Raw genomic sequence first — 18,712 nt, forward strand, 5'->3', positions numbered from 1 at the left:
GGGAGGCGCCCGGTCCGTGAAAAGTCCTCCCGAGTGATGAATGCGGTGACCGGAGGGGCTAGCCTGGGGACATGTCCGAACTGCGCATGGTCGAACTCTCCGCCGCGACGATCGTCGCCGTGAACAACCTGTCGCTCAAGCCCGGACAGGAGCAGTTCCTCGCCCCCGTCTCGTACGGCATCGCGGCCACCGTCATCAACCCGCAGACCTCCTGGCAGCGGGTGATCCTGGACCGCAACGAGGTCGTGGGCTTCGTGAGCGCCAACTTCGACGACGAGGCCCCGGAGGAGCACTTCCGTTCCGTGCTGTGGCGCATCAACGTCGACGCGGACGACCAGGGTCGCGGCGTCGGCCGCTTCGCCGTGGAGAGTCTCATCGACGAAGCACGCAACCGCGGCGTCGACCATGTCAACGTCATCTACGAAGCCGGCGAGGACGGCCCGGAGGCGTTCTTCCGGCGCGTCGGCTTCACCCCCGTCGGCGAGACGGCCTACGGCGAGGTCATCGCCGAGATCCGGGTCCCCTCCTGAGACCGGCGGCGGGGTCTCGAATCCCCTCCCCCATCGAGACTCCGTCGCCCTCGGATTCCACCGGGCGGCGCGAGCTCGATCCCTCTCAGCGCTGACCGCTGTCGCCGGGAGGCGTGCCCTTCCCCCGGCGGCTGTTCCACGCGGCGAGCGCAGACGCGGCAGCTCCGGCCGCCCTGTCGATGGCCTCCGCAGACCGGTGCAGCATGTCCTGCGCGGCGTCCTGCCAGGCCGGAGTCGGCGGCGCCTCCCCCGTCTGCACCTTCGCGGCGTGCTCGGCGGCCTCGAACGCCCGCTCCAGCTCGGCGACGGCGTCGCGGTAGGCCGCGTACTCGGCGGCGGTCACGCGGCCCGTCGTCTGCCGACGCGCCTCGACCGCCGCGCCGGCGGCCCGGAGGTAGGCGGCCGTCTCCGGGCGCTTCACGTCCGTCATCTCGGGGTAGGTGATCTGCAGCGCGGGGTCGGTCTCGTACCGCATCCACCGCGCCGTCACTGCCTCGTGCTCCGCGTACAGCCGCTCCAGCGGCCGCGGGGCGGAGCCGGCGGGGATCGCGGCCCGGGCGGCATTCACCCTGACGCGTCGGGCGCGGACGTCGGCCGCCGCCGCCCTGGCATCGCGTTCGCGCTCCTTGAGCATGCGCCGGGCGCCGGCCACCTGCTCGGCGCTCGCGCGCTGCGCGGCCCGCTCGGCGGAGACCCTCGCGAGGTCGGCTCGTGCCACTTTCAGAGCCGTCCGTCGGACCACCGCGCGCTGCTGGGCCTCACGGAGGTCGTGCCGCGCGGCGTCGTACTCCAGTCGGCGGCCGCTGCGGGTGTTGCGATGACGCACCCCGATCGCGCCCGCGGTCACCCCGGCGGCGGTCGGCGCGAGCCACCACCACTCCGCGACGAGGAGGAAGGGGTCCATCCTTCGATGCTACCGACCGCGGCGCGCCCGCGCCCGGACGCAGCGGCCCCGGCATCCGTGCGGATGCCGGGGCCTCAGTCGCGTCAGCGCGTCAGACGAGCGTCTCCTGCCAGGCCGCGTGCAACTGGGCGAACTTCCCGGTGCCGCCGATCAGAGCGGCCGGGGTGTCGTCCTCGATGATCCGGCCGTGCTCCATCACGAGCACACGGTCCGCGATCGCCACCGTCGACAGCCGGTGCGCGATGATGATCGCCGTCCGGTCGGCCAGCAGCGTCTGCAACGCGTCCTGGATCAGCCGCTCGGACGGGATGTCCAGCGAGGCCGTCGCCTCGTCGAGGATCAGCACCGCCGGGTCGGCGAGGAAGGCGCGGGCGAACGAGATGAGCTGGCGCTGCCCCGCCGAGACACGACCGCCGCGCTTGTTCACGTCGGTGTCGTACCCGTCCGGCAGCGCCGAGATGAACGCGTCGGCGCCCACCGCCCGTGCCGCCTCGCGGATCTCGTCGAGCGTCGCGTCCGGGCGCCCGAGCGCGATGTTGTCGGCGACGGTCCCGCTGAACAGGTACGCCTCCTGCGTGACCATGACGATCGCCCGGCGGAGATCCTTCGGGTGCAGCGACCGCAGATCGACGCCGTCGAGCGTCACCGTCCCCGCGGACGGGTCGTAGAACCGCGAGATGAGCTTGGCCAGCGTGGACTTGCCCGCCCCCGTCGTCCCGACCAGCGCGATGGTCTGCCCGGCCGGGATGTCGAGCGAGAAGTTCGGCAGGATCGTCTTGTCCTCGTTGTACGCGAACGTGACCTCGTCGAAGCGGATGTGCCCGCGGGACTCCCAGAGGTCGACCGGCTTCTCGGGGTCCGGCACCGTCGGGACCTCCTCCAGGACGCCCGACACCTTCTCCAGCGCCGCGGTGGCGGACTGATAGGAGTTGAGGAACATCGCGATCTCCTGCATCGGAGCGAAGAAGTTGCGCACGTAGAGCACGGCGGACAGCAGCACGCCGACCGTCAGCGCTCCCTCCGAGACCCGGATGCCGCCCCACAGCACGACGACCCCGAGCACGAGCGCCGCGACGCCCATGAGGCCCGGCTCGAACGTGCCGAACAGCAGCATCGAGCGACGGTTCACGTCCCGGTACTCGCCGGCCACGCCCTGGAAGGCCTCGTCGTTGCGCGGCTCCTTCCGGAAGGCTTTGACCGCGCGGATGCCCGTCATGGTCTCCACGAACTGGACGATCACCTTCGCGCTGATCACCCGGGACTCGCGGTACACGAGCTGCGAGCGCGAGTAGAACCAGCGCATGAGGAAGAACAGCGGCACGCCGCCGATCGCGAGGATGAGACCGGACTGCCAGTCCCACACGCACAGCGCGATGAAGGTGAAGACTCCGAAGAGCACGCCGGAGACGAGCTCGTTCAGGCCGCCGTCGAGGAGCTCCTTGATGGAGTCCAGGTCGCTCGTCTGGCGCGAGATGATCCGCCCCGAGGTGTACGACTCGTGGAACTCCAGGCTCAGGCGCTGGGTGTGCAGGAAGATGCGCTTGCGCAGGTCCAGCAGGACGGCCTGGGTCAGCTTCGCCGCGATGATGACGTACCAGGCGATGAGCACAGCGGCGAGAGCACCCGCGAGCAGGTAGATCCCGCCGACGACGAACGTCGGCATCCAGTCGGCGTCGTCGAGCACCGCGGGGAGCGCCCGGTCGAGGCCGATGCTGATGAGGATCGGCCCCGCCACCTGCAGCGCCGTCGAGATGACGAGCACGGTCGCGGCGAGCACGATCTGCGGCTTGAGCGGACGCACGAGCGAGCCGAGCAGCCGCAGCGAGCGGCGGCGGATCGCCCTGCTCTCCTCCGTGGTGAGGCGGGAGCGGTCCTCGTCCTGGGTTCCGGTGAGGGAGCTCATCGCTGCACCTCCTCTCCTGCGAATCGGGGGGCGCCTCCCGGCGCCTCGTCATCGGCCTCCTCGCGGATGCCGTCCTGCACGGTCTCGTGGATCTCGGCCTGCTCGTCGCGGATGATCGGGATGGCCCCGGTGCGGGCGGCCTCCTCGGCTTCCAGACTGGAGATGACGTGCCGGTAGTGCCGGCTCGTCCTCAGCAGCTCGGCGTGCGTGCCGACGGCGGTGATCCGGCCGTCCTCGAGCAGCGCCACGCGGTCGGCGAGGGCCACGGTGGACGGACGATGCGCGACGATCATCGCGGTGGTGTCGGCGAGCACGTGCCGCAGCGCCTCCTCGACGAGCGCCTCGGTGTCGACGTCCAGCGCCGACAGCGGATCGTCGAGGACGAGGACCCGGGGGTTGGCGGCCACGGCACGGGCCAGGGCGAGCCGCTGGCGCTGTCCGCCGGACAGGCTCAGTCCCTCCTCGCCGATCACCGTCTCGACGCCCTCGGGGAGCGTGTCGACGAAGGCCGCCTGCGCCACGTCGAGCGCCTCGCGCAGGACGCGCTCGGCTTCGGGGCTGTGCACGTCGAGGTCGGCGCGTCCGAGCAGGACGTTCTCACGGACCGACGCCGAGAAGAGCGTCGCGTCCTCGAACGCCATCGCGATGTGCTCCCGGAGCTCGGCGAGCGTCAGGTCGCGCACGTCGACGCCGTCGAGCGTGACCCGGCCTCCCGTCACGTCGTACAGCCGTGTCGGCAGCGTCGTCAGCGTCGTCTTGCCGCTGCCGGTGAGCCCCACGAGCGCCATGGTCTCCCCCGGCCGCAGCACGAGGTCGATACCGTCGAGCAGGTCGCGCTCGTCGGCGGCCGCGTCCTGGTACCGGAAGTGCGCGTTCTCGAACGCGAGCTCGCCGCGCGGGTTCTCGATGTGCACCGGGTTCTCCGGATCGGTGATGGTGTTCGTCTCCGAGAAGATGTCGAAGACGCGGTCCGTCGCCGTGCGCGCGTCGAGCATGAACGAGAACAGGAAGCCGATCGACTCGATCGGCCAGCGCAGCACGACGGCCATCGCGAAGAAGGCGAAGAGCTCCGCCGACGTGATCGCGTCCTGCGAGATGAGCCAGATGCCCGACATGAGGCTGACGCCGAAGGCGATCTGCGGCATGAGGTCGAGCCAGAACCAGATCGAGGCGATGGCCCCGGCCTTGCTCATCTCGGTCTCGCGCAGCGTCTCGGCCTGACGGCTGAAGCGGCGGAGGGCGTGCGTGCCGCGGCCGAACGCCTTGAGCACGCGGATGCCGTGCACGCTCTCCTCGACGCTGGTGGCGAGATCGCCCGCCTGGTCCTGGCTGCGGCGGGTGAGCGCGCCGTAGCGCTTCTCGAAGAGGTAGCCGCGGATCCACAGCGGGACCGCCGTCACGAGGAAGATCGTGCCCAGCAGCCAGTGCCAGCGGAACAGCAGCACCGAGCCGATGAGGATCGTCAGCACGTTCACGACGAGGAGGACGAGGCCGAAGGCGAGCCACCGGCGGATGAGGCCGATGTCCTGCATCATGCGGCTCAGCAGCTGCCCGGACTGCCACCGGTCGTGGAACGCGACGGGAAGCGTCTGCAGGCGCGCGTAGAGCTCGGTGCGCATGCGGTACTCCACCTGCGTGGCGGGGAAGAGCACGAACTGCCGGCGGAGCCACACCATGAGCGCCTCGCCGAGGCCGAGGGCGAACACGGCGAGCGCTCCCCAGATGATCGCGTCGAGCGCTCCGGACTGCACCGGCCCGCCGATGATCTGCTCGAGCACGATGGGGATCATCAGGGCGATGAGCGCGGCCGCGAGCGCGCTGGCGGCACCGCCGGCGAGGCGCCAGATGACGGGCTTCACGAACGGCTTGAGCCGCCACAGCGCGGCGGGCGTGGAGAGGGAGGACGAGGGGGACGGGTTCTGCGCGGAAGACGAGGAAGACATGTCTCTCAGAGGAGTCGAAGGGGAGAAGAGCGGGGAACGGATGCGAGAGCGGGCTCACGGAGCCCGGCATCCGGTGCAGAAGAGGGGCGGAGGCTCTAGGAGAGCGGGCGCGCCGGGGTCGAGCCGAGGGTGGCGATCCGCGCGGTGGCGATCGTGGTCATGGTGTCCTCCTCAAGGGCTCGGCGAGGTCGTCCGGTTGGCGCGACAGCCCATCAGCCTATTCCTGTGAACCAGCTGAGCGCAAGGGGAATTCCCGGGACGCCGAAGAGCCCGCTCCGTACGGGGCGGGCTCCTCGGATCGGGAGGTCAGCGGGCGGCGCGCTCCCGCGCCAGAAGGCTCTCCTTCACCGGGAGCCCCCACGCGAAGCCGCCGAGGGAGCCGTCCGTGCGGAGCACCCGATGGCAGGGCACGAACAGCGCCGGGGCGTTGCGGGCGCAGATCGACGCCGCGGCCCGCACCGCCTGCGGATTGCCGAGCCGGGCCGCGAAGCCGGTGTAGGTCAGGGGCTCCCCCGGCGCGATGCCGCGGAGCGCCGCCCAGCCGGCGAGCTGGAGGGCGGTGCCCGTCTGCGCGACCGCGACACCGTCGATCGCCGCGACGTCACCCGCGTAGTACGCGCCGACGGCTCCCGCCGCGTCCGTCTCGGCCTCCCGCACGGCATCGGGGCGCACCCGGGCGGGAAGACGGCCGAGGATCGCCTCGACGTCGTCGGTCCACCCGGACACGAGCACCCGCTGGCGCTCGTCGGCGAGGATCGTGAAGGGACCGTCGGGGGTGTCGAGGGTCTGGATGAGAGCGGTCATGAGGTCTCCTCGGTGTCGGATGCGATGTCGCGGGCGGGCCGGACGGCGGATCTGCGCCGCGGTCCGGCGGGACGGATCGGGGCGGCACGCCACAGATGCGCGCTGAGGTAGCTCCGCCACGGTGCGGTGCGCTCCGCCCAGGCGGTGAGGGTCTTCGGGTCGGCGGGCAGCCCGGAGGCCGCGGCACCGGCACGGAGAGCCACGTCGCCGGGGAGCAGCACGTCCGGATCGCCGAGCACCCGCATCCGCACGTAATCGGCGGTCCAGGGTCCGATCCCCGGCATCGCGAGGAGGGCGGCGCGCTGCGTCGGGCCGTCATCGCCCACGGTGAGGGTCAGGCTCCCGTCCGCCAGGGCCGCGGCGGCTCCCGTCACGGCGCGGATCCGGGCGGCGGGGCCGCGCAGCACCTCCGCCCCGTGCTCCGCGATGGCCGACATCGTCGGGAACAGCAGGCCGTCGGGGGTCCGCTCCCCCAACGCGTCGGTGAGGGCGGTGAGCGCGGTGCGGGCGGCGACGACCGTGATCTGCTGCCCGATCATCGCGCGGATGAGCATCTCGTGCGGATCGGCAGCCCCGGGCACGCGGATGCCGGGGGTCCGCGCCACGAGGGGGGCGAGGGGCGGGTGCGCGGCCAGGGCCTCGTCGACCGCGAGCGGGTCGGCGTCGAGGTCGAAGATGCGGCGCGCCGTGGCCACCAGCGGCGCGAGGTCGCCGAGCTGCGCGACGCGGGCCCGGAGATGCAGCCGCTCCGTCTCCTCCTGACGCACCTCGAACCACGCGGGGCCGCCCGACATCCGGAGATGACGGGAGAACGACGTCGCCGTGGCCTCCTCGACGCCCGTCACGGCTCGCGCGGCCATCCACGCGAAGACCCCGGCCGCATCCAGGGGGCCCCGGTACGGCAGGACGAGGTCGATCGTGCCGGGTACGGCCGCGGAGGGCGTGCGGCGGCGGGCGCGCAGCTCCCCCGGCGTGAGACCGAACACCTCGCGGATCGTGTCGTTGCCCTGACGGACGCTGTGGAAACCGGCGGCGAAGGCGACGTCCGCGATGGGCATGTCGGTGCCCACGAGGAGCATGCGGGCCGTGTGGGCGCGGTGCGCTCGCGCGAGTGCGAGCGGTCCGGCGCCGAGCTCGGTCGTCAGCAGCCGCGTGAGATGACGGCTCGAGTAGCCGAGTCGCGACGCGAGTCCTGGCACACCCTCGCGCTCGACCACGCCGGACGCGATCAGGCGCATGGCCCGCGCGGCCGTGTCTCCACGGACGTCCCACGCGGGCGACCCGGGGGCGGCCTCCGGCAGGCACCGCTTGCACGCACGGTAGCCGGCCTCGTGCGCCGCGGCACTCGTCGGATAGAACGTGACGTTCTGCGGCTTCGGCGTGCGGGCCGGGCAGCTGGGCCGGCAGTAGATCCCCGTCGAGCGCACGGCGGTGACGAACTGCCCGTCGAAGCGGGTGTCCCGAGCGCTGATCGCCCGGTAGCGCTCGTCGAAGGAGGGGCTCATGTCCTCCACTCTCTCACCCCCGCACGGCTCCGGCTGGCGGAAATCGGACATCGCGGTTCCTTCCCCGAGACCCCGCCTACGCGCCGAGGCCCCGGCGTGCAGACGTGCGCACGCCGGGGCCTCGGCGGAAGACCGGGGTGTCGGTCAGTGGAAGAAGTGACGCTCCCCCGTGAAGAACATCGTGACGCCGGCCTTGCGCGCGGCATCGACGACCTCCTCGTCCCGCACGGAGCCGCCGGGCTGCACGATCGCCGTGACACCCGCGTCGATGAGCACCTGCGCACCGTCCGCGAACGGGAAGAACGCGTCGGACGAGGCGACGGATCCGGCGGCACGATCTCCCGCACGCTCCACCGCGAGGCGGCACGAGTCGACGCGGTTGACCTGGCCCATGCCGACGCCGACCGTCGCGTTGTCCTTTGCCAGCACGATCGCGTTCGACTTCACGGCCCGGCAGGCCTTCCACGCGAAGATCAGGTTCTCCATCTCCTCGTCGCTCGGACGCTCCCCCGACACGAGCTCCCAGTTCTTGGCGACCGAGACGATGTCGTCCGGGAAGCGGTCCGCGTCCTGGAGCAGGAGGCCGCCGGACACGAGGCGCACGTCCATGCGCTCCTGCTGCCAGTCCTCGGGGAGCTGCAGCAGACGCAGGTTCTTCTTCGCCTTGAACACCTCGAGGGCGGCGGGCTCGAACGACGGCGCGACGATGACCTCGGTGAAGATGTCCTTGAGGTTCTCGGCCATCTTCAGCGTCACGGTGCCGTTCGCGGCGATCACGCCGCCGTACGCCGACACGGGGTCGCACTCGTGGGCGCGGAGGTGCGCGCTCGCGATCGGGTCGAGGGCGTTCGGCGCGGTCGTGGCGATCCCGCAGGGGTTCGCGTGCTTGATGATCGCCACCGCCGGCTTGACCATGTCGTAGGCGGCGCGCAGGGCGGCGTCCGCGTCGACGTAGTTGTTGTACGACATCTCCTTGCCCTGCAGCTGCGTGGCCTGGGCGATGCCGTGGCCGCCCGCGCGGGTGTAGATGGCGCCGCGCTGGTGGGAGTTCTCGCCGTAGCGGAGCGTGGCGAGGCGCTCGGCCTGGATCGTCAGGTGCGCCGGGAGGTCGCCCGGGTCGTTGAGGGTGCCCTCGGCGAACCACTGCGCGACGGCCGTGTCGTAGGCCGCAGTGTGCGCGAAGGCCCGCGCCGCGAGCTCCCGCCGCTGGGCGAGCGAGGTGCCGCCCTGCGCCACGGCCGCGATGATCGCCGGGTAGGACTGCGGCGACACGACGATCGCGACGTTGGCGTGGTTCTTCGCCGCCGCCCGCACCATGGCGGGGCCGCCGATGTCGATCTGCTCCACCACGTCGTCACCCTCGGCGCCGGAGGCCACGGTCTCCACGAACGGGTAGAGGTTGACGACGACGAGCTCGAACGGCGCGATGTCGAGGTCGGCGAGCTGCCGCTCGTGGTCCTCCAGGCGCAGGTCGGCGAGCAGGCCTCCGTGCACCTTCGGGTGCAGCGTCTTGACCCGGCCGTCGAGCATCTCGGCGACGCCCGTGACCGCGGCCACGTCGGTCACCTCGAAGCCGGCGTCGCGGATGGTGGACGCCGTCGACCCGGTCGAGACGATCTCGACGCCCGCCTCGGCGAGCGCGGCGGCGAGCACGAGCAGGTCGGTCTTGTCGCTGACCGAGACGAGAGCGCGCCGGATCGGCACGGTGTCGCGATCGCGGTAGAGCGTGGGGTCGTGGCGGGGGCCGGCCATGATGGGCTCCTTCGTGCGGGGGCGTCGGGGGGTCAGGGGGCGGAGGTCAGGGCGAGGTCGCCGGTCGCGATGCGCCGGACGACGTCGATGAGGAGCCGGCGCTCGACCGGCTTGATGCGCTCGTGCAGCGTGTGCTCGGTGTCGTCGGCCCGGATCGGCACGCGCTCCTGGGCGAGGATGGGGCCGGTGTCGACCCCGTCGTCCACGACGATCACGCTGGCGCCCGTCTCCCGGACCCCCGCGGCGAGGGCGTCGCGGACGCCGTGCGCGCCGGGGAACTCCGGGAGGTACGCGGGATGGGTGTTGATGATCCGCGGCGCATAGGCGGCGACGAGGGAGGACGGCAGCAGCCGCATGAGGCCGCTGAGCACCACGAGGTCCGGCGACCAGACGGCGAGCTGACGGCCCAGCTCCTCGCCCCACGCCTCGCGGCTCTCGTGCTCGTGCCACGGCACGGTGAAGCTGGGGATGCCGAACTCCTCGGCATGGGCCAGCCCGTCGGCTTCGCGATCCGCCCCGACGACGACGACACGCGCCGGGAAATCGGGGTGACGAGCGGCCTCGAGGAGGGCGCGAAGGTTCGAGCCGGCGCCCGAGATGAGTACGGCGACCGTGAGCACGCGCCCAGTCTACCGGCGTGCCGCACAGGCGCCGTCCCGACCGCGGGGCGGGCAGGGCCGCTAGGGGCGATCGTCCTCGACGGGTCCGCGCGGTGTCCCGCGGTCGCGCAGCGCGTCCAGTGGCGCGGTGTCTTCGGAGGACGGAAAGCCCGGGTGCGGGCTCCGGTCGTCGCCGGCGTCCTCGGAGGTCAGCGTGGACATCTCGGCGATCCAGCGGTCCGTGCGCTCCTCGGCGAGTTCATCCCGGTGACGGGGCGACAGCAGCAGGATCGCCGCACCCACGAGGACCTCCGCGCCGAGGGACAGCGCGAACGGCAGCACCGCCGGACCGACCGTCCCGAGGCGTCCCGGCCCCATCGACCCGTTCGCGAACATCGCGGCGAGCGCGGCGACACCGGCCGCGACCGCAGCGATCCCCACGGCGATCACGGTCCGCTGCGGGATGCCGAGCGGTGTCCCCTCCCACACCAGACGCGAGCGGACGGCCCACCCCGCGAACGCACCGGCGGCCACGGGGATCAGGACCACGATGAGCATCCAGATCGAGGAGTTCTCCGGCAGCAGGCCGAACGCCGGGATGCCGGGCACGACGCCGAGCTGGGTGCCGGCGGGCGACACCGCGGTCCCCGCACCGACCGCGAACCCGGGCCCGGCCAGCCACGCGGCAGCCCACACCACGAAGGTCGGCAGATACGCGAGCTGTCCGAGGGTCAGCACGGTCGCCCCGAGGGCGTCGACCCGCGCCGCCTGGAACAGCGCGACGACCTCTCCGCCGCGCGTGAGGACCGACAGGGCGACGGCCAACGCGGCGGCTCCCGTCACGCCCACGAGCGCGAACGCGGCGCCGCGCACGATCGAGGAGGGCACCGGCGCCCAGTCCTCCCTGGCGTCCAGGACGTCGTGGACACGGTCGAGCAGTCCGCCGTCGCCGTCCTCCCACGCGACCCGCACGGCGCCGCACACCGCGCCCACGAGGTACACGGCGGGCGGCAGCAGAATGGCGAGAGCCAGCGGGACCCGCGCGGCCCCGAGCGCCGATGTGAGGGCGACGACCGTGGAGATGACGGCGAAGACGACGGTTCCCGACAGCGACCCCAGCAGCCATGCCCCGGAGCGCGCCGCGCGGCCCCCGGAGCGCGCGGCGAAGAGCAGGGTGAGGAGCAGGAAGGCCAGCGGCGTGACCGAGACGACGAACCGCGCGGCGTCTGCGGGGATCGCCAGGGCGACGAGCAACGTGTCCGGGATCGTGATCTCCAGGGGGACGCCGTGGCCGAACTCCCAGAGCGTGCCGGTGAGCGGCCAGAGCGCGCCCCAGTCGGCGGTGATCCCGAAGGCCAGCGTCCAGAGGAGCGTCAACGGCGCCAGCAGCACGACGAGCCCGATGGCCGCCGCGATGGCGGCATCGAGGGCGGCGAGGAGCGCGACGAGGAGGCGTTGCATAGCGCTTCCGAGACTACGACGAGTTCCTTCCCGTCCCCCGTGGGCGCGCGCGGGGGCGGCGACACGGTAGCGTTTCTCCGGAGGTTTCCCGATGACAACTGCCCCGCCCGCCCCGGCGTCCACCGGACCCACCGGTACCCTGGACCGCTTCTTCGAGATCAGCAAGCGCGGATCGACGATCGGCACCGAGATCCGTGGAGGCCTCGTGACGTTCGTCACGATGGCCTACATCGTGATCCTGAACCCGATCATCCTGTCCGGAAAGCCGGACGTCGCCGGCGACATGCTCGACTTCAACGCCGTCGGCGCCGCGACGGCCCTGACCGCCGGCGTCATGACGATCCTCTTCGGCGTCGTCACCCGTCTGCCGTTCGGCTTCGCCGCCGGTCTCGGCATCAACGCCTTCGTCGCGTTCTCCGTCGTCGGCCAGGTCACCTGGCCCGAGGCGATGGCGCTCGTGATGATCAACGGCGTCGTGATCGTGCTCCTCGCCGCCACCGGGCTGCGGAAGGCGATCTTCGACGCTGTACCGTTCCAGCTGAAGATCGCGATCACGGTGGGCATCGGCCTCTTCATCGCGTTCATCGGGTTCGTCAACTCCGGCTTCGTCACCGCGACCGGCGCCTCGTCCCCGCCCGTCGGCCTCGGCGTCAACGGCTCCGTGGCCACCGTGCCGAGCCTGCTGTTCGTGATCACGCTGCTGCTCACCGGCATCCTCGTCGCACTCCGCATCAAGGGCGGCATGCTCATCGGCCTCATCGGCGGCACCGTGCTCGCGGTCGTCGTCGAGGCGATCTGGCACATCGGCGCCCGCGGCGTCGACGATGAGGGCAATGTCGTCAACCCCGGCGGCTGGGGTCTCACCGTCCCGGCACTGAACGGCTCCCCCGTCAGCGTCCCCGACCTGAGCCTCATCGGCGCCGTCGACTTCTCGTTCGACCTCGGCAAGGTCAGCCTCGTCGCGCTCGTGATGATCGTCTTCACGCTCCTCTTCACGAACTTCTTCGACGCCATGGGCACCATGACGGGTCTGGCGAAGGAGGCGAACCTCGCCGACGACAACGGCGACTTCCCGCGCATCAAGTCGGCGCTGGTGGTCGAGGGTGTCGGCGCGATCGCCGGTGGTGCGACCTCGTCGTCGTCCAGCACGGTCTTCATCGAGTCCGGCGCCGGCATCGGCGAGGGCGCCCGCACGGGACTGGCGAACGTCGTGACGGGCATCGTGTTCCTCATCGCGATGTTCCTCACCCCGCTGACCTCGATCGTCCCGACCGAGATCGCCGCCGCGGCCCTGATCATCGTCGGTGCGATGATGATGGCCCAGATCCGGCACATCGACTTCGGCGACTTCCGGGTGCTGCTGCCGGTGTTCCTCACGGTCTCCGTCATGCCGCTGACGTACTCGATCGCCAACGGCATCGGGGCGGGCTTCGTGAGCTGGGTGCTCATCCACGCCTTCTCCGGCAAGGCCAAGACCATCAGCCCGCTGCTGTGGGTGGTCGGCGCCGGCTTCCTCATCTTCTTCGCCCGCGGTCCCATCGAGGCCCTCTTCGGCGTCGGGATCTAACCCCGCTTCGAATCGCTCACATGGCCCCATTCCGACACGGAATGGGGCCATTTGCGCGACCTGAGCGAGGTGGGAGCTCCACCGTCAGGAGGAGGGGGCCGGGGCAGACGGCTCGCCGGAATCGCGTGATTGGTCCCATTCGGCCGCGGAATGGGACCAATCGCGCGACTTGAGGGAGGGGCCGGCAGGAACCGGGGGTATGACGAAGGCCCCGGGGTGGAGCCCGGGGCCTTCAGGTCAAGCGTAGCTCAGATCAGAGCGACTCGATGATCTCGCGCATGAGAGCGGCGGTCTCGGACGGCGTCTTGCCGACCTTGACGCCGGCGGCCTCGAGGGCCTCCTTCTTCGCCTGCGCGGTACCGGCCGAGCCGGAGACGATCGCGCCGGCGTGACCCATGGTCTTGCCCTCGGGAGCCGTGAAGCCCGCGACGTAGCCGACGACGGGCTTGGTGACGTTCGCCTTGATGTACTCGGCCGCACGCTCCTCGGCGTCGCCGCCGATCTCGCCGATCATGACGATGGCCTTGGTCTCGGGGTCGGCCTCGAACGCGGCGAGCGCGTCGATGTGCGTGGTACCGATGACCGGGTCGCCGCCGATGCCGATGGCGGTCGAGAAGCCGAGGTCGCGCAGCTCGAACATCATCTGGTAGGTCAGGGTGCCCGACTTCGACACGAGACCGATCGGGCCCTTGCCGGTGATGTTGGCGGGCGTGATGCCGACGAGCGCCTCACCGGGGGTGATGATGCCGGGGCAGTTCGGCCCGATGATGCGGGTCTTGTTGCCCTTGCTCTGCGCGTAGGCCCAAGCCTCGGCCGAGTCGCCCACGGGGACGCCCTCGGTGATGACGACGAGCAGCGGGATCTCGGCGTCGATGGCCTCGATCATCGCGTCCTTCGTGAAGGCGCCGGGGACGAAGGCGATCGACACGTCGGCGCCGGTCTCCTTCATCGCCTCGGCGACCGAGCCGAAGACGGGGAGCTCGACGGCGTTGCCGTCCTTGTCCGTGTGGGAGACCGTGGTGCCGGCCTTGCGGGCGTTGACGCCGCCGACGACCTGGGTGCCGGCCTTGAGCATCAGCGCGGTGTGCTTGGTGCCCTCGCCGCCGGTGATGCCCTGGACGATGACCTTGGAGTCCTTGTTGAGGTAGATCGACATGTTCTGTTCCTTAAATCCTGTCGAAGCGTCAGGCGTTGGCGAGCTCGGCGGCCTTGTCGGCGCCCTCGTCCATCGTGGCGGCCAGGGTCACGAGCGGGTGCGCGTAGTCGGCGAGGATCGCGCGACCCTCGTCCACGCGGTTGCCGTCGAGGCGGACGACGAGCGGCTTGGAAGCCGTGTCACCCAGCGTCTCGAGGGCGCCCTTGATGCCGTTGGCGACGGCGTCGCACGCCGTGATGCCACCGAACACGTTGACGAACACGCTCTTGACCTGCGGGTCGCCGAGGATGACGTCGAGGCCGGCGGCCATGACCTCGGCCGAGGCGCCGCCGCCGATGTCGAGGAAGTTGGCGGGCTTGACGCCGTTGTGGTTCTCACCGGCGTAGGCGACGACGTCGAGCGTCGACATGACCAGGCCCGCGCCGTTGCCGATGATGCCGACCTCGCCGTCGAGCTTGACGTAGTTGAGGCCGGACGCCTTGGCCTTGGCCTCGAGCGGGTCGGCGGCGTCCTTGTCCTCGAGCGCCTCGTGCTCGGGGTGGCGGATCTCGGAGGCGTTGTCGTCGAGCGTGACCTTGCCGTCGAGCGCGATGATGTCGCCGTCTTCGGTGCGGACGAGCGGGTTGACCTCGACGAGCGTCGCGTCCTCACCCTTGTAGACGTCGTAGAGCTTCACGAACACGTCGGAGACCTTCTCCACGAGGTCCTCCGGGAAGTTCGCGGCGCGGGCGATCTCGACCGCCTTCTCCTTGTCGATGCCGGTCAGCGGGTTGACCTCGACGCGCGCGAGCGCCTCGGGCTTCTCGACGGCGAGCTGCTCGATCTCCATGCCGCCCTCGACGGAGCAGAGGGAGAGGTAGGAGCGGTTGGCACGGTCGAGCAGCACGGAGAAGTAGAACTCCTCGGCGATGCGGGCGCCCTGCGCGACCATGACGCGCTTGACGACGTGGCCCTTGATGTCGAGCCCGAGGATGGCCTTCGCGGCCTCGTACGCCTCGTCGGGGGTCTTGGCGACCTTGACACCGCCGGCCTTGCCGCGGCCTCCGGTCTTGACCTGGGCCTTGACGACCACGACACCGCCGATCTTCTCGGCAGCCGCCTTCACCTCCTCGGGGGTGTCCGCGACGATGCCGGCGAGGACCGGCACTCCGTACTTCTCGAAAACGTCTCGTGCCTGGTACTCGTACAGATCCACTGTGCTTCCTTCACTGGGCTGCGGTCTGGTCTGGTGATTCTCTCGATGTCGAGACATCGACCAGTCCCCCAGCCTACTACCGCAGGCTGAGCGCTCCGACGCCCCGACGCCCTCCCCGACGCGCCTACGCCTCCGGTACGATTCTTGAGCGTCGAGGCAGGGGAGACGAGATGACGGACACCTTCGACTGGTCGGATCCGGTGGCGACACGCGCACGCATCGAGCAGCAGGTGAAGGACGCGGAGCGCCGCGCCGCGCAGGCCGCGCAGGTGCGCGACGACATCGCAGGCGTGCGGGAGCAGGCGACCTCTCCGGGCCGCGACGTCACCGTGACGGTGGACGCCTCCGGGCGCCTCGCCGACGTCGCGCTCACGGATGCCGCTCTGCAGCGCTCCCCCGCCGCCCTCGGCGCCCTCATCGTCACCCTCGCCGCCACCGCGCAGAAGGCGGCGGGCGCGCGGGCGGTCGAGATCGCGGCGGAGGCGTTCGGCGCGGAGGACGCGGCGGTCGCGCATCTACGTGAGGAGATCGCCGAGCTCCCCGACCCGAGTCAGGACGGCCGACCGCAGATCGAGTACCGCTGATGGCCGAGCTGATCGCCGTCGACACCGAGACCGTCCGCCAGCACGCCCAGCGCGTCGCGCAGATCGCCGCGGACGTCCGGCTCGCCGAGAACGCCGCCGGCTCGATGAACGTGGGCGGCGGCGCCTTCGGCGTGATGTGCGCCTTCCTCGTCCCCCCGGCACAGATCGTCTCGTCGATCGCCGCCGGGGCGATCACCGCCGCCGCGACGATGCTGGAGAAGTCCGAGGAGCAGCTCCGCGGCCTGGCGGACGACTTCGATGAGGGAGAGCAGCGTCAGCTCGATTCGATCCGTGGGCTGCTGTCGTCCGTGGAGGGCGCTCGCCGATGACCCCGCCGAACCCGCTGGTGGCGGGACCGATCGACCCGACGACACCGTTCAGCGGAGCCGGTCTGCTCGAGGACGGCTACGACCTCGTGAACGCGATCGAGAGCGGGGACTGGGTCTCCGGAGGACTCGCGTCCTTCTCCGCTCTCGCGAACACCGTGGCCACGGCCATGGATCCGCTCGGCTCGCTGATCGCCGCGGGATTGGGGTGGCTGATGGACCACCTCGAGCCGCTCAAGGGCTGGCTCAACGACCTGACCGGCGATGCGGGCGAAGTCGCCGGTTTCGCGGCGACCTGGGGCAACATCGCGCAGCAGCTGCAGCAGGCGGGCGAGACCCTCGACGCACGCCTCTCCGACGTCAGCTCGATGTCGGGCGAGGCGATCGCGGCCTACCTCCGGCTGCAGTCCGACGTCGCCGCCCACATCTCCGCGGCCGCTGCCTGGGCCGGCGGGATGAGGACCGGCATGGAGACCGCGTCCATGCTGGTGCAGATCGTGCACGAGCTGGTCCGCGACACCCTGTCGCAGCTGGTCGGCTCCCTGATCTCCTATGCGAGCACGCTCGTCGTGTCCCTGGGCACCGCCACCCCGTACGTCATCGCACAGGCCACGAGCCGCGTCTCGGCCATGACCGCCCGGATCTCCGGCACCGTGCTCAAGCTCGTGGACGCCGTGACGGCCCTCACGAAGCACCTCGACGAGCTCAAGTCGCTGTTCCAGCGCCTCGGCGACCTCTTCTCGCGCGGCCCGGGCGGTGGGCACGGCCCGTCCGGCCCCGGAGCCCCGCACGGCCCTGACGGCAGTTCCCCCGGGGGCTCGTCCCCCGACGGCTCGTCTCCCGACGGCACCTCGCCTGGCGGCTCCGGCCCCGCGGGCCCCAGCGTGCGCGACCAGAGCACGCTCACAGACGAGCAGATCCAGACGTACCTCGACCGCAACTACCCGGAATACGCTGACGACTTCGCGGACAACGGCACGCTCCCGCCCGACGTCCAGATCCCCAAGGGACCGGACGTGCTCCAGCCCGACGGGAGCATCGACTGGAGCCAGGTTCCCGGCGAGGGGTACGTGCTGGATTCGGGCGGGGAACCGATCCGGCAGCCGCACACTCCACAGGTCGGGGACGTCCTCGACCGCTACGGTCCTCCGGAGGGCCGTTACACGTCCCCGGTCCCCGAGAGCGGCCCGTATACCTACGATCAGCGGTCCCTCCCGTATGTGGAGAACCCGGCCCACTACCACCGCTATGAAGTGGTCGGCGACATGTCCGATCTTCGGAGCGTCTACGACCGCGCTCCGCAAGACGTCAAGGACGAACTTCTGGCGGGCGGGTTCAAGCCCGAGTATCTGGGTTCGCAGGGCTACCGAGGAGACATCGCGCCCGGGTTCGGCTCGACGGGTGGCGGGGTGCAGGTCCAGCTTCCCCTCACGGCCGCACAGTTGATCACACTCGGCGTATTGAAGGAGATTCCATGACCGAGCTCACCTCCGACGACGTGCAGCGCATCATCGCCGATGAGAAGCTCACCGCCACCGCGAACTGGTTCGGCCCCACCGGTCGACCACAGTCATCGGCGTGGATCGACCGCGACGGCGACGCGTGGATCGTGTGGGAGACGGACGAGCGCGGCGGCAGATTCCACGATCCCGTCCGCTTCGACTCGGAGTCGGAGGCGTTGGACTTCTTCCTGCGGATCGCGCGCCGCTACCGGGCGTCGGACTCGCACGCCGTCCGACGGATCGAGGGCCGGGAATGACGGAGCTGTGGATCGGACCCGACGGCGTCGCGATCGATCGCGAGCCGCTCCCCCGCGGCGCGGAGGTGTGGGACATGTACGGGCCGCTCAACACGCGCTACGTCTACCTCGTGGAGAACGGACGGCCGGCCGCCTATCCGGAGCGCTCCCTGCCCTGGGTCGAGAACCCCGCGGCGTACCACCAGTTCCTCGTCGTCGGCGACTGCGTCCACATCCGCGCGGCATACGAGCGCTCGGAGGACGCCGTCCTCCGACGGGACCTGGACGACCTCGTGGACATCGGCTACTACCGCTGGGACTCCCCGATCTTCCGCGGCACGGTGGCCCCGGCCTTCGGCGACCCCGGCGGCGCGACCCAACTCGTGCTGCCCCTCCCCCTCACGTTCTACCTGCGTCTCGGCCTGGTCCGGGAGCTGGCCGTCCCCGGAGCATCCGCATGAACCGCGACACCGTCCTCGCCGACCTCCGCGCGCGTGGCTCCGTCGGCTTCTGCTTCTTCGACGACCCCCGGGGCAAGACGAACACCGTCGTGGTGTCGTACGGCAGAGAGGGTTTCCAGACCTGGATCCAGGACGAGCGCGCCCAGCCGATCGAGGGGTCGCTGCGGGTGTTCGCCGCAGAGCAGGAGGCGCTGGCCGACTTCGCCCATCGCGTGCAGCTCTGGAACCGCGTCAGCGGAGTGCTCTCCCCGGGGCCGTCGGGCGCCGGTGCCGCGGCGGTCTAG

The 18,712-nt window shown here is 71.1% G+C and carries 18 protein-coding genes; 8 read left to right on the plus strand and 10 right to left on the minus strand.

Annotated elements, in window-relative coordinates; all coding sequences use genetic code 11:
* Positions 1–71 precede the first annotated feature (71 nt).
* Positions 72–530, plus strand: coding sequence for a GNAT family N-acetyltransferase (locus AB0300_RS11995; RefSeq protein WP_025103788.1), 459 nt, complete (start codon positions 72–74; stop codon positions 528–530).
* An 85-nt stretch (positions 531–615) separates the two neighbouring features.
* On the opposite strand, the gene AB0300_RS12000 is transcribed toward AB0300_RS11995, so the two are convergent.
* From AB0300_RS12000 to AB0300_RS12035, 8 genes are all read right to left on the minus strand, one after another.
* Positions 616–1,434, minus strand: a complete 819-nt coding sequence (locus AB0300_RS12000; protein WP_303709506.1) for a hypothetical protein — start codon at positions 1,432–1,434, stop codon at positions 616–618.
* Between the two features lie 91 nt (positions 1,435–1,525).
* Complete coding sequence (locus AB0300_RS12005) at positions 1,526–3,337, minus strand: ABC transporter ATP-binding protein (RefSeq protein ID WP_060923216.1); 1,812 nt, start codon at positions 3,335–3,337, stop codon at positions 1,526–1,528.
* Positions 3,334–5,280: an ABC transporter ATP-binding protein gene (locus AB0300_RS12010; RefSeq protein WP_366216086.1), complete on the minus strand. Its 1,947-nt coding sequence runs from the start codon at positions 5,278–5,280 to the stop codon at positions 3,334–3,336. The genes AB0300_RS12005 and AB0300_RS12010 overlap by 4 nt, the downstream gene beginning before the upstream one ends.
* Positions 5,281–5,586: 306 nt before the next feature.
* Positions 5,587–6,084, minus strand: coding sequence for a methylated-DNA--[protein]-cysteine S-methyltransferase (locus AB0300_RS12015; protein ID WP_249520771.1), 498 nt, complete (start codon positions 6,082–6,084; stop codon positions 5,587–5,589).
* Positions 6,081–7,589 carry an AlkA N-terminal domain-containing protein gene (locus AB0300_RS12020; RefSeq protein WP_366216087.1) on the minus strand — a complete coding sequence of 503 codons (1,509 nt, stop codon included), beginning with the start codon at positions 7,587–7,589 and terminating at the stop codon, positions 6,081–6,083. The genes AB0300_RS12015 and AB0300_RS12020 overlap by 4 nt, the downstream gene beginning before the upstream one ends.
* Positions 7,590–7,733: 144 nt before the next feature.
* The gene (gene purH / locus AB0300_RS12025) at positions 7,734–9,341 is read right to left on the minus strand and encodes a bifunctional phosphoribosylaminoimidazolecarboxamide formyltransferase/IMP cyclohydrolase (RefSeq protein WP_025103782.1); all 1,608 of its coding nucleotides are present in this window, start codon (positions 9,339–9,341) and stop codon (positions 7,734–7,736) included.
* A gap of 32 nt (positions 9,342–9,373) precedes the next feature.
* The gene (purN, locus tag AB0300_RS12030; protein WP_025103781.1) at positions 9,374–9,961 is read right to left on the minus strand and encodes a phosphoribosylglycinamide formyltransferase; all 588 of its coding nucleotides are present in this window, start codon (positions 9,959–9,961) and stop codon (positions 9,374–9,376) included.
* A gap of 60 nt (positions 9,962–10,021) precedes the next feature.
* Positions 10,022–11,401: a DUF6350 family protein gene (locus AB0300_RS12035; protein WP_025103780.1), complete on the minus strand. Its 1,380-nt coding sequence runs from the start codon at positions 11,399–11,401 to the stop codon at positions 10,022–10,024.
* Positions 11,402–11,492: 91 nt separating this feature from the next.
* Here AB0300_RS12035 and AB0300_RS12040 point away from each other — a divergent pair, with 91 nt between their 5' ends.
* Positions 11,493–12,968, plus strand: a complete 1,476-nt coding sequence (locus tag AB0300_RS12040) for an NCS2 family permease (RefSeq protein WP_025103779.1) — start codon at positions 11,493–11,495, stop codon at positions 12,966–12,968.
* A gap of 253 nt (positions 12,969–13,221) precedes the next feature.
* Here AB0300_RS12040 and sucD read toward each other — a convergent pair whose 3' ends face one another.
* Positions 13,222–14,124: a succinate--CoA ligase subunit alpha gene (gene sucD / locus AB0300_RS12045; RefSeq protein WP_025103778.1), complete on the minus strand. Its 903-nt coding sequence runs from the start codon at positions 14,122–14,124 to the stop codon at positions 13,222–13,224.
* A 28-nt stretch (positions 14,125–14,152) separates the two neighbouring features.
* Positions 14,153–15,319, minus strand: coding sequence for an ADP-forming succinate--CoA ligase subunit beta (gene sucC / locus AB0300_RS12050; RefSeq protein WP_025103777.1), 1,167 nt, complete (start codon positions 15,317–15,319; stop codon positions 14,153–14,155).
* A 170-nt stretch (positions 15,320–15,489) separates the two neighbouring features.
* On the opposite strand from sucC, the gene AB0300_RS12055 reads away from it, so the two are divergent.
* Genes AB0300_RS12055 through AB0300_RS12080 form a run of 6 tightly spaced genes read left to right on the plus strand, consistent with a single transcriptional unit; the run spans position 15,490 to position 18,712 of the window.
* Positions 15,490–15,903 (plus strand): YbaB/EbfC family nucleoid-associated protein, encoded by a 414-nt coding sequence (locus AB0300_RS12055; protein ID WP_025103776.1) that lies wholly within the window; start codon positions 15,490–15,492, stop codon positions 15,901–15,903.
* Positions 15,903–16,232, plus strand: a complete 330-nt coding sequence (locus tag AB0300_RS12060) for a type VII secretion target (protein WP_025103775.1) — start codon at positions 15,903–15,905, stop codon at positions 16,230–16,232. The genes AB0300_RS12055 and AB0300_RS12060 overlap by 1 nt, the downstream gene beginning before the upstream one ends.
* A complete protein-coding gene (locus AB0300_RS12065) occupies positions 16,229–17,707 on the plus strand; it encodes a TNT domain-containing protein (RefSeq protein WP_085606845.1) in 1,479 nt (492 codons plus the stop codon). Before AB0300_RS12060 ends, AB0300_RS12065 begins: the two co-directional genes overlap by 4 nt.
* On the plus strand, positions 17,704–17,988 hold the full coding sequence (locus tag AB0300_RS12070) for a hypothetical protein (RefSeq protein ID WP_126894112.1): 285 nt from the start codon (positions 17,704–17,706) through the stop codon (positions 17,986–17,988). The genes AB0300_RS12065 and AB0300_RS12070 overlap by 4 nt, the downstream gene beginning before the upstream one ends.
* Positions 17,985–18,428: a hypothetical protein gene (locus tag AB0300_RS12075; RefSeq protein ID WP_303708614.1), complete on the plus strand. Its 444-nt coding sequence runs from the start codon at positions 17,985–17,987 to the stop codon at positions 18,426–18,428. The genes AB0300_RS12070 and AB0300_RS12075 overlap by 4 nt, the downstream gene beginning before the upstream one ends.
* Positions 18,425–18,712, plus strand: a complete 288-nt coding sequence (locus AB0300_RS12080; protein ID WP_249520974.1) for a hypothetical protein — start codon at positions 18,425–18,427, stop codon at positions 18,710–18,712. The genes AB0300_RS12075 and AB0300_RS12080 overlap by 4 nt, the downstream gene beginning before the upstream one ends.

The sequence above is a fragment of the Microbacterium sp. NPDC078814 genome, assembly GCF_040702645.1.
GTDB lineage: Bacteria > Actinomycetota > Actinomycetes > Actinomycetales > Microbacteriaceae > Microbacterium.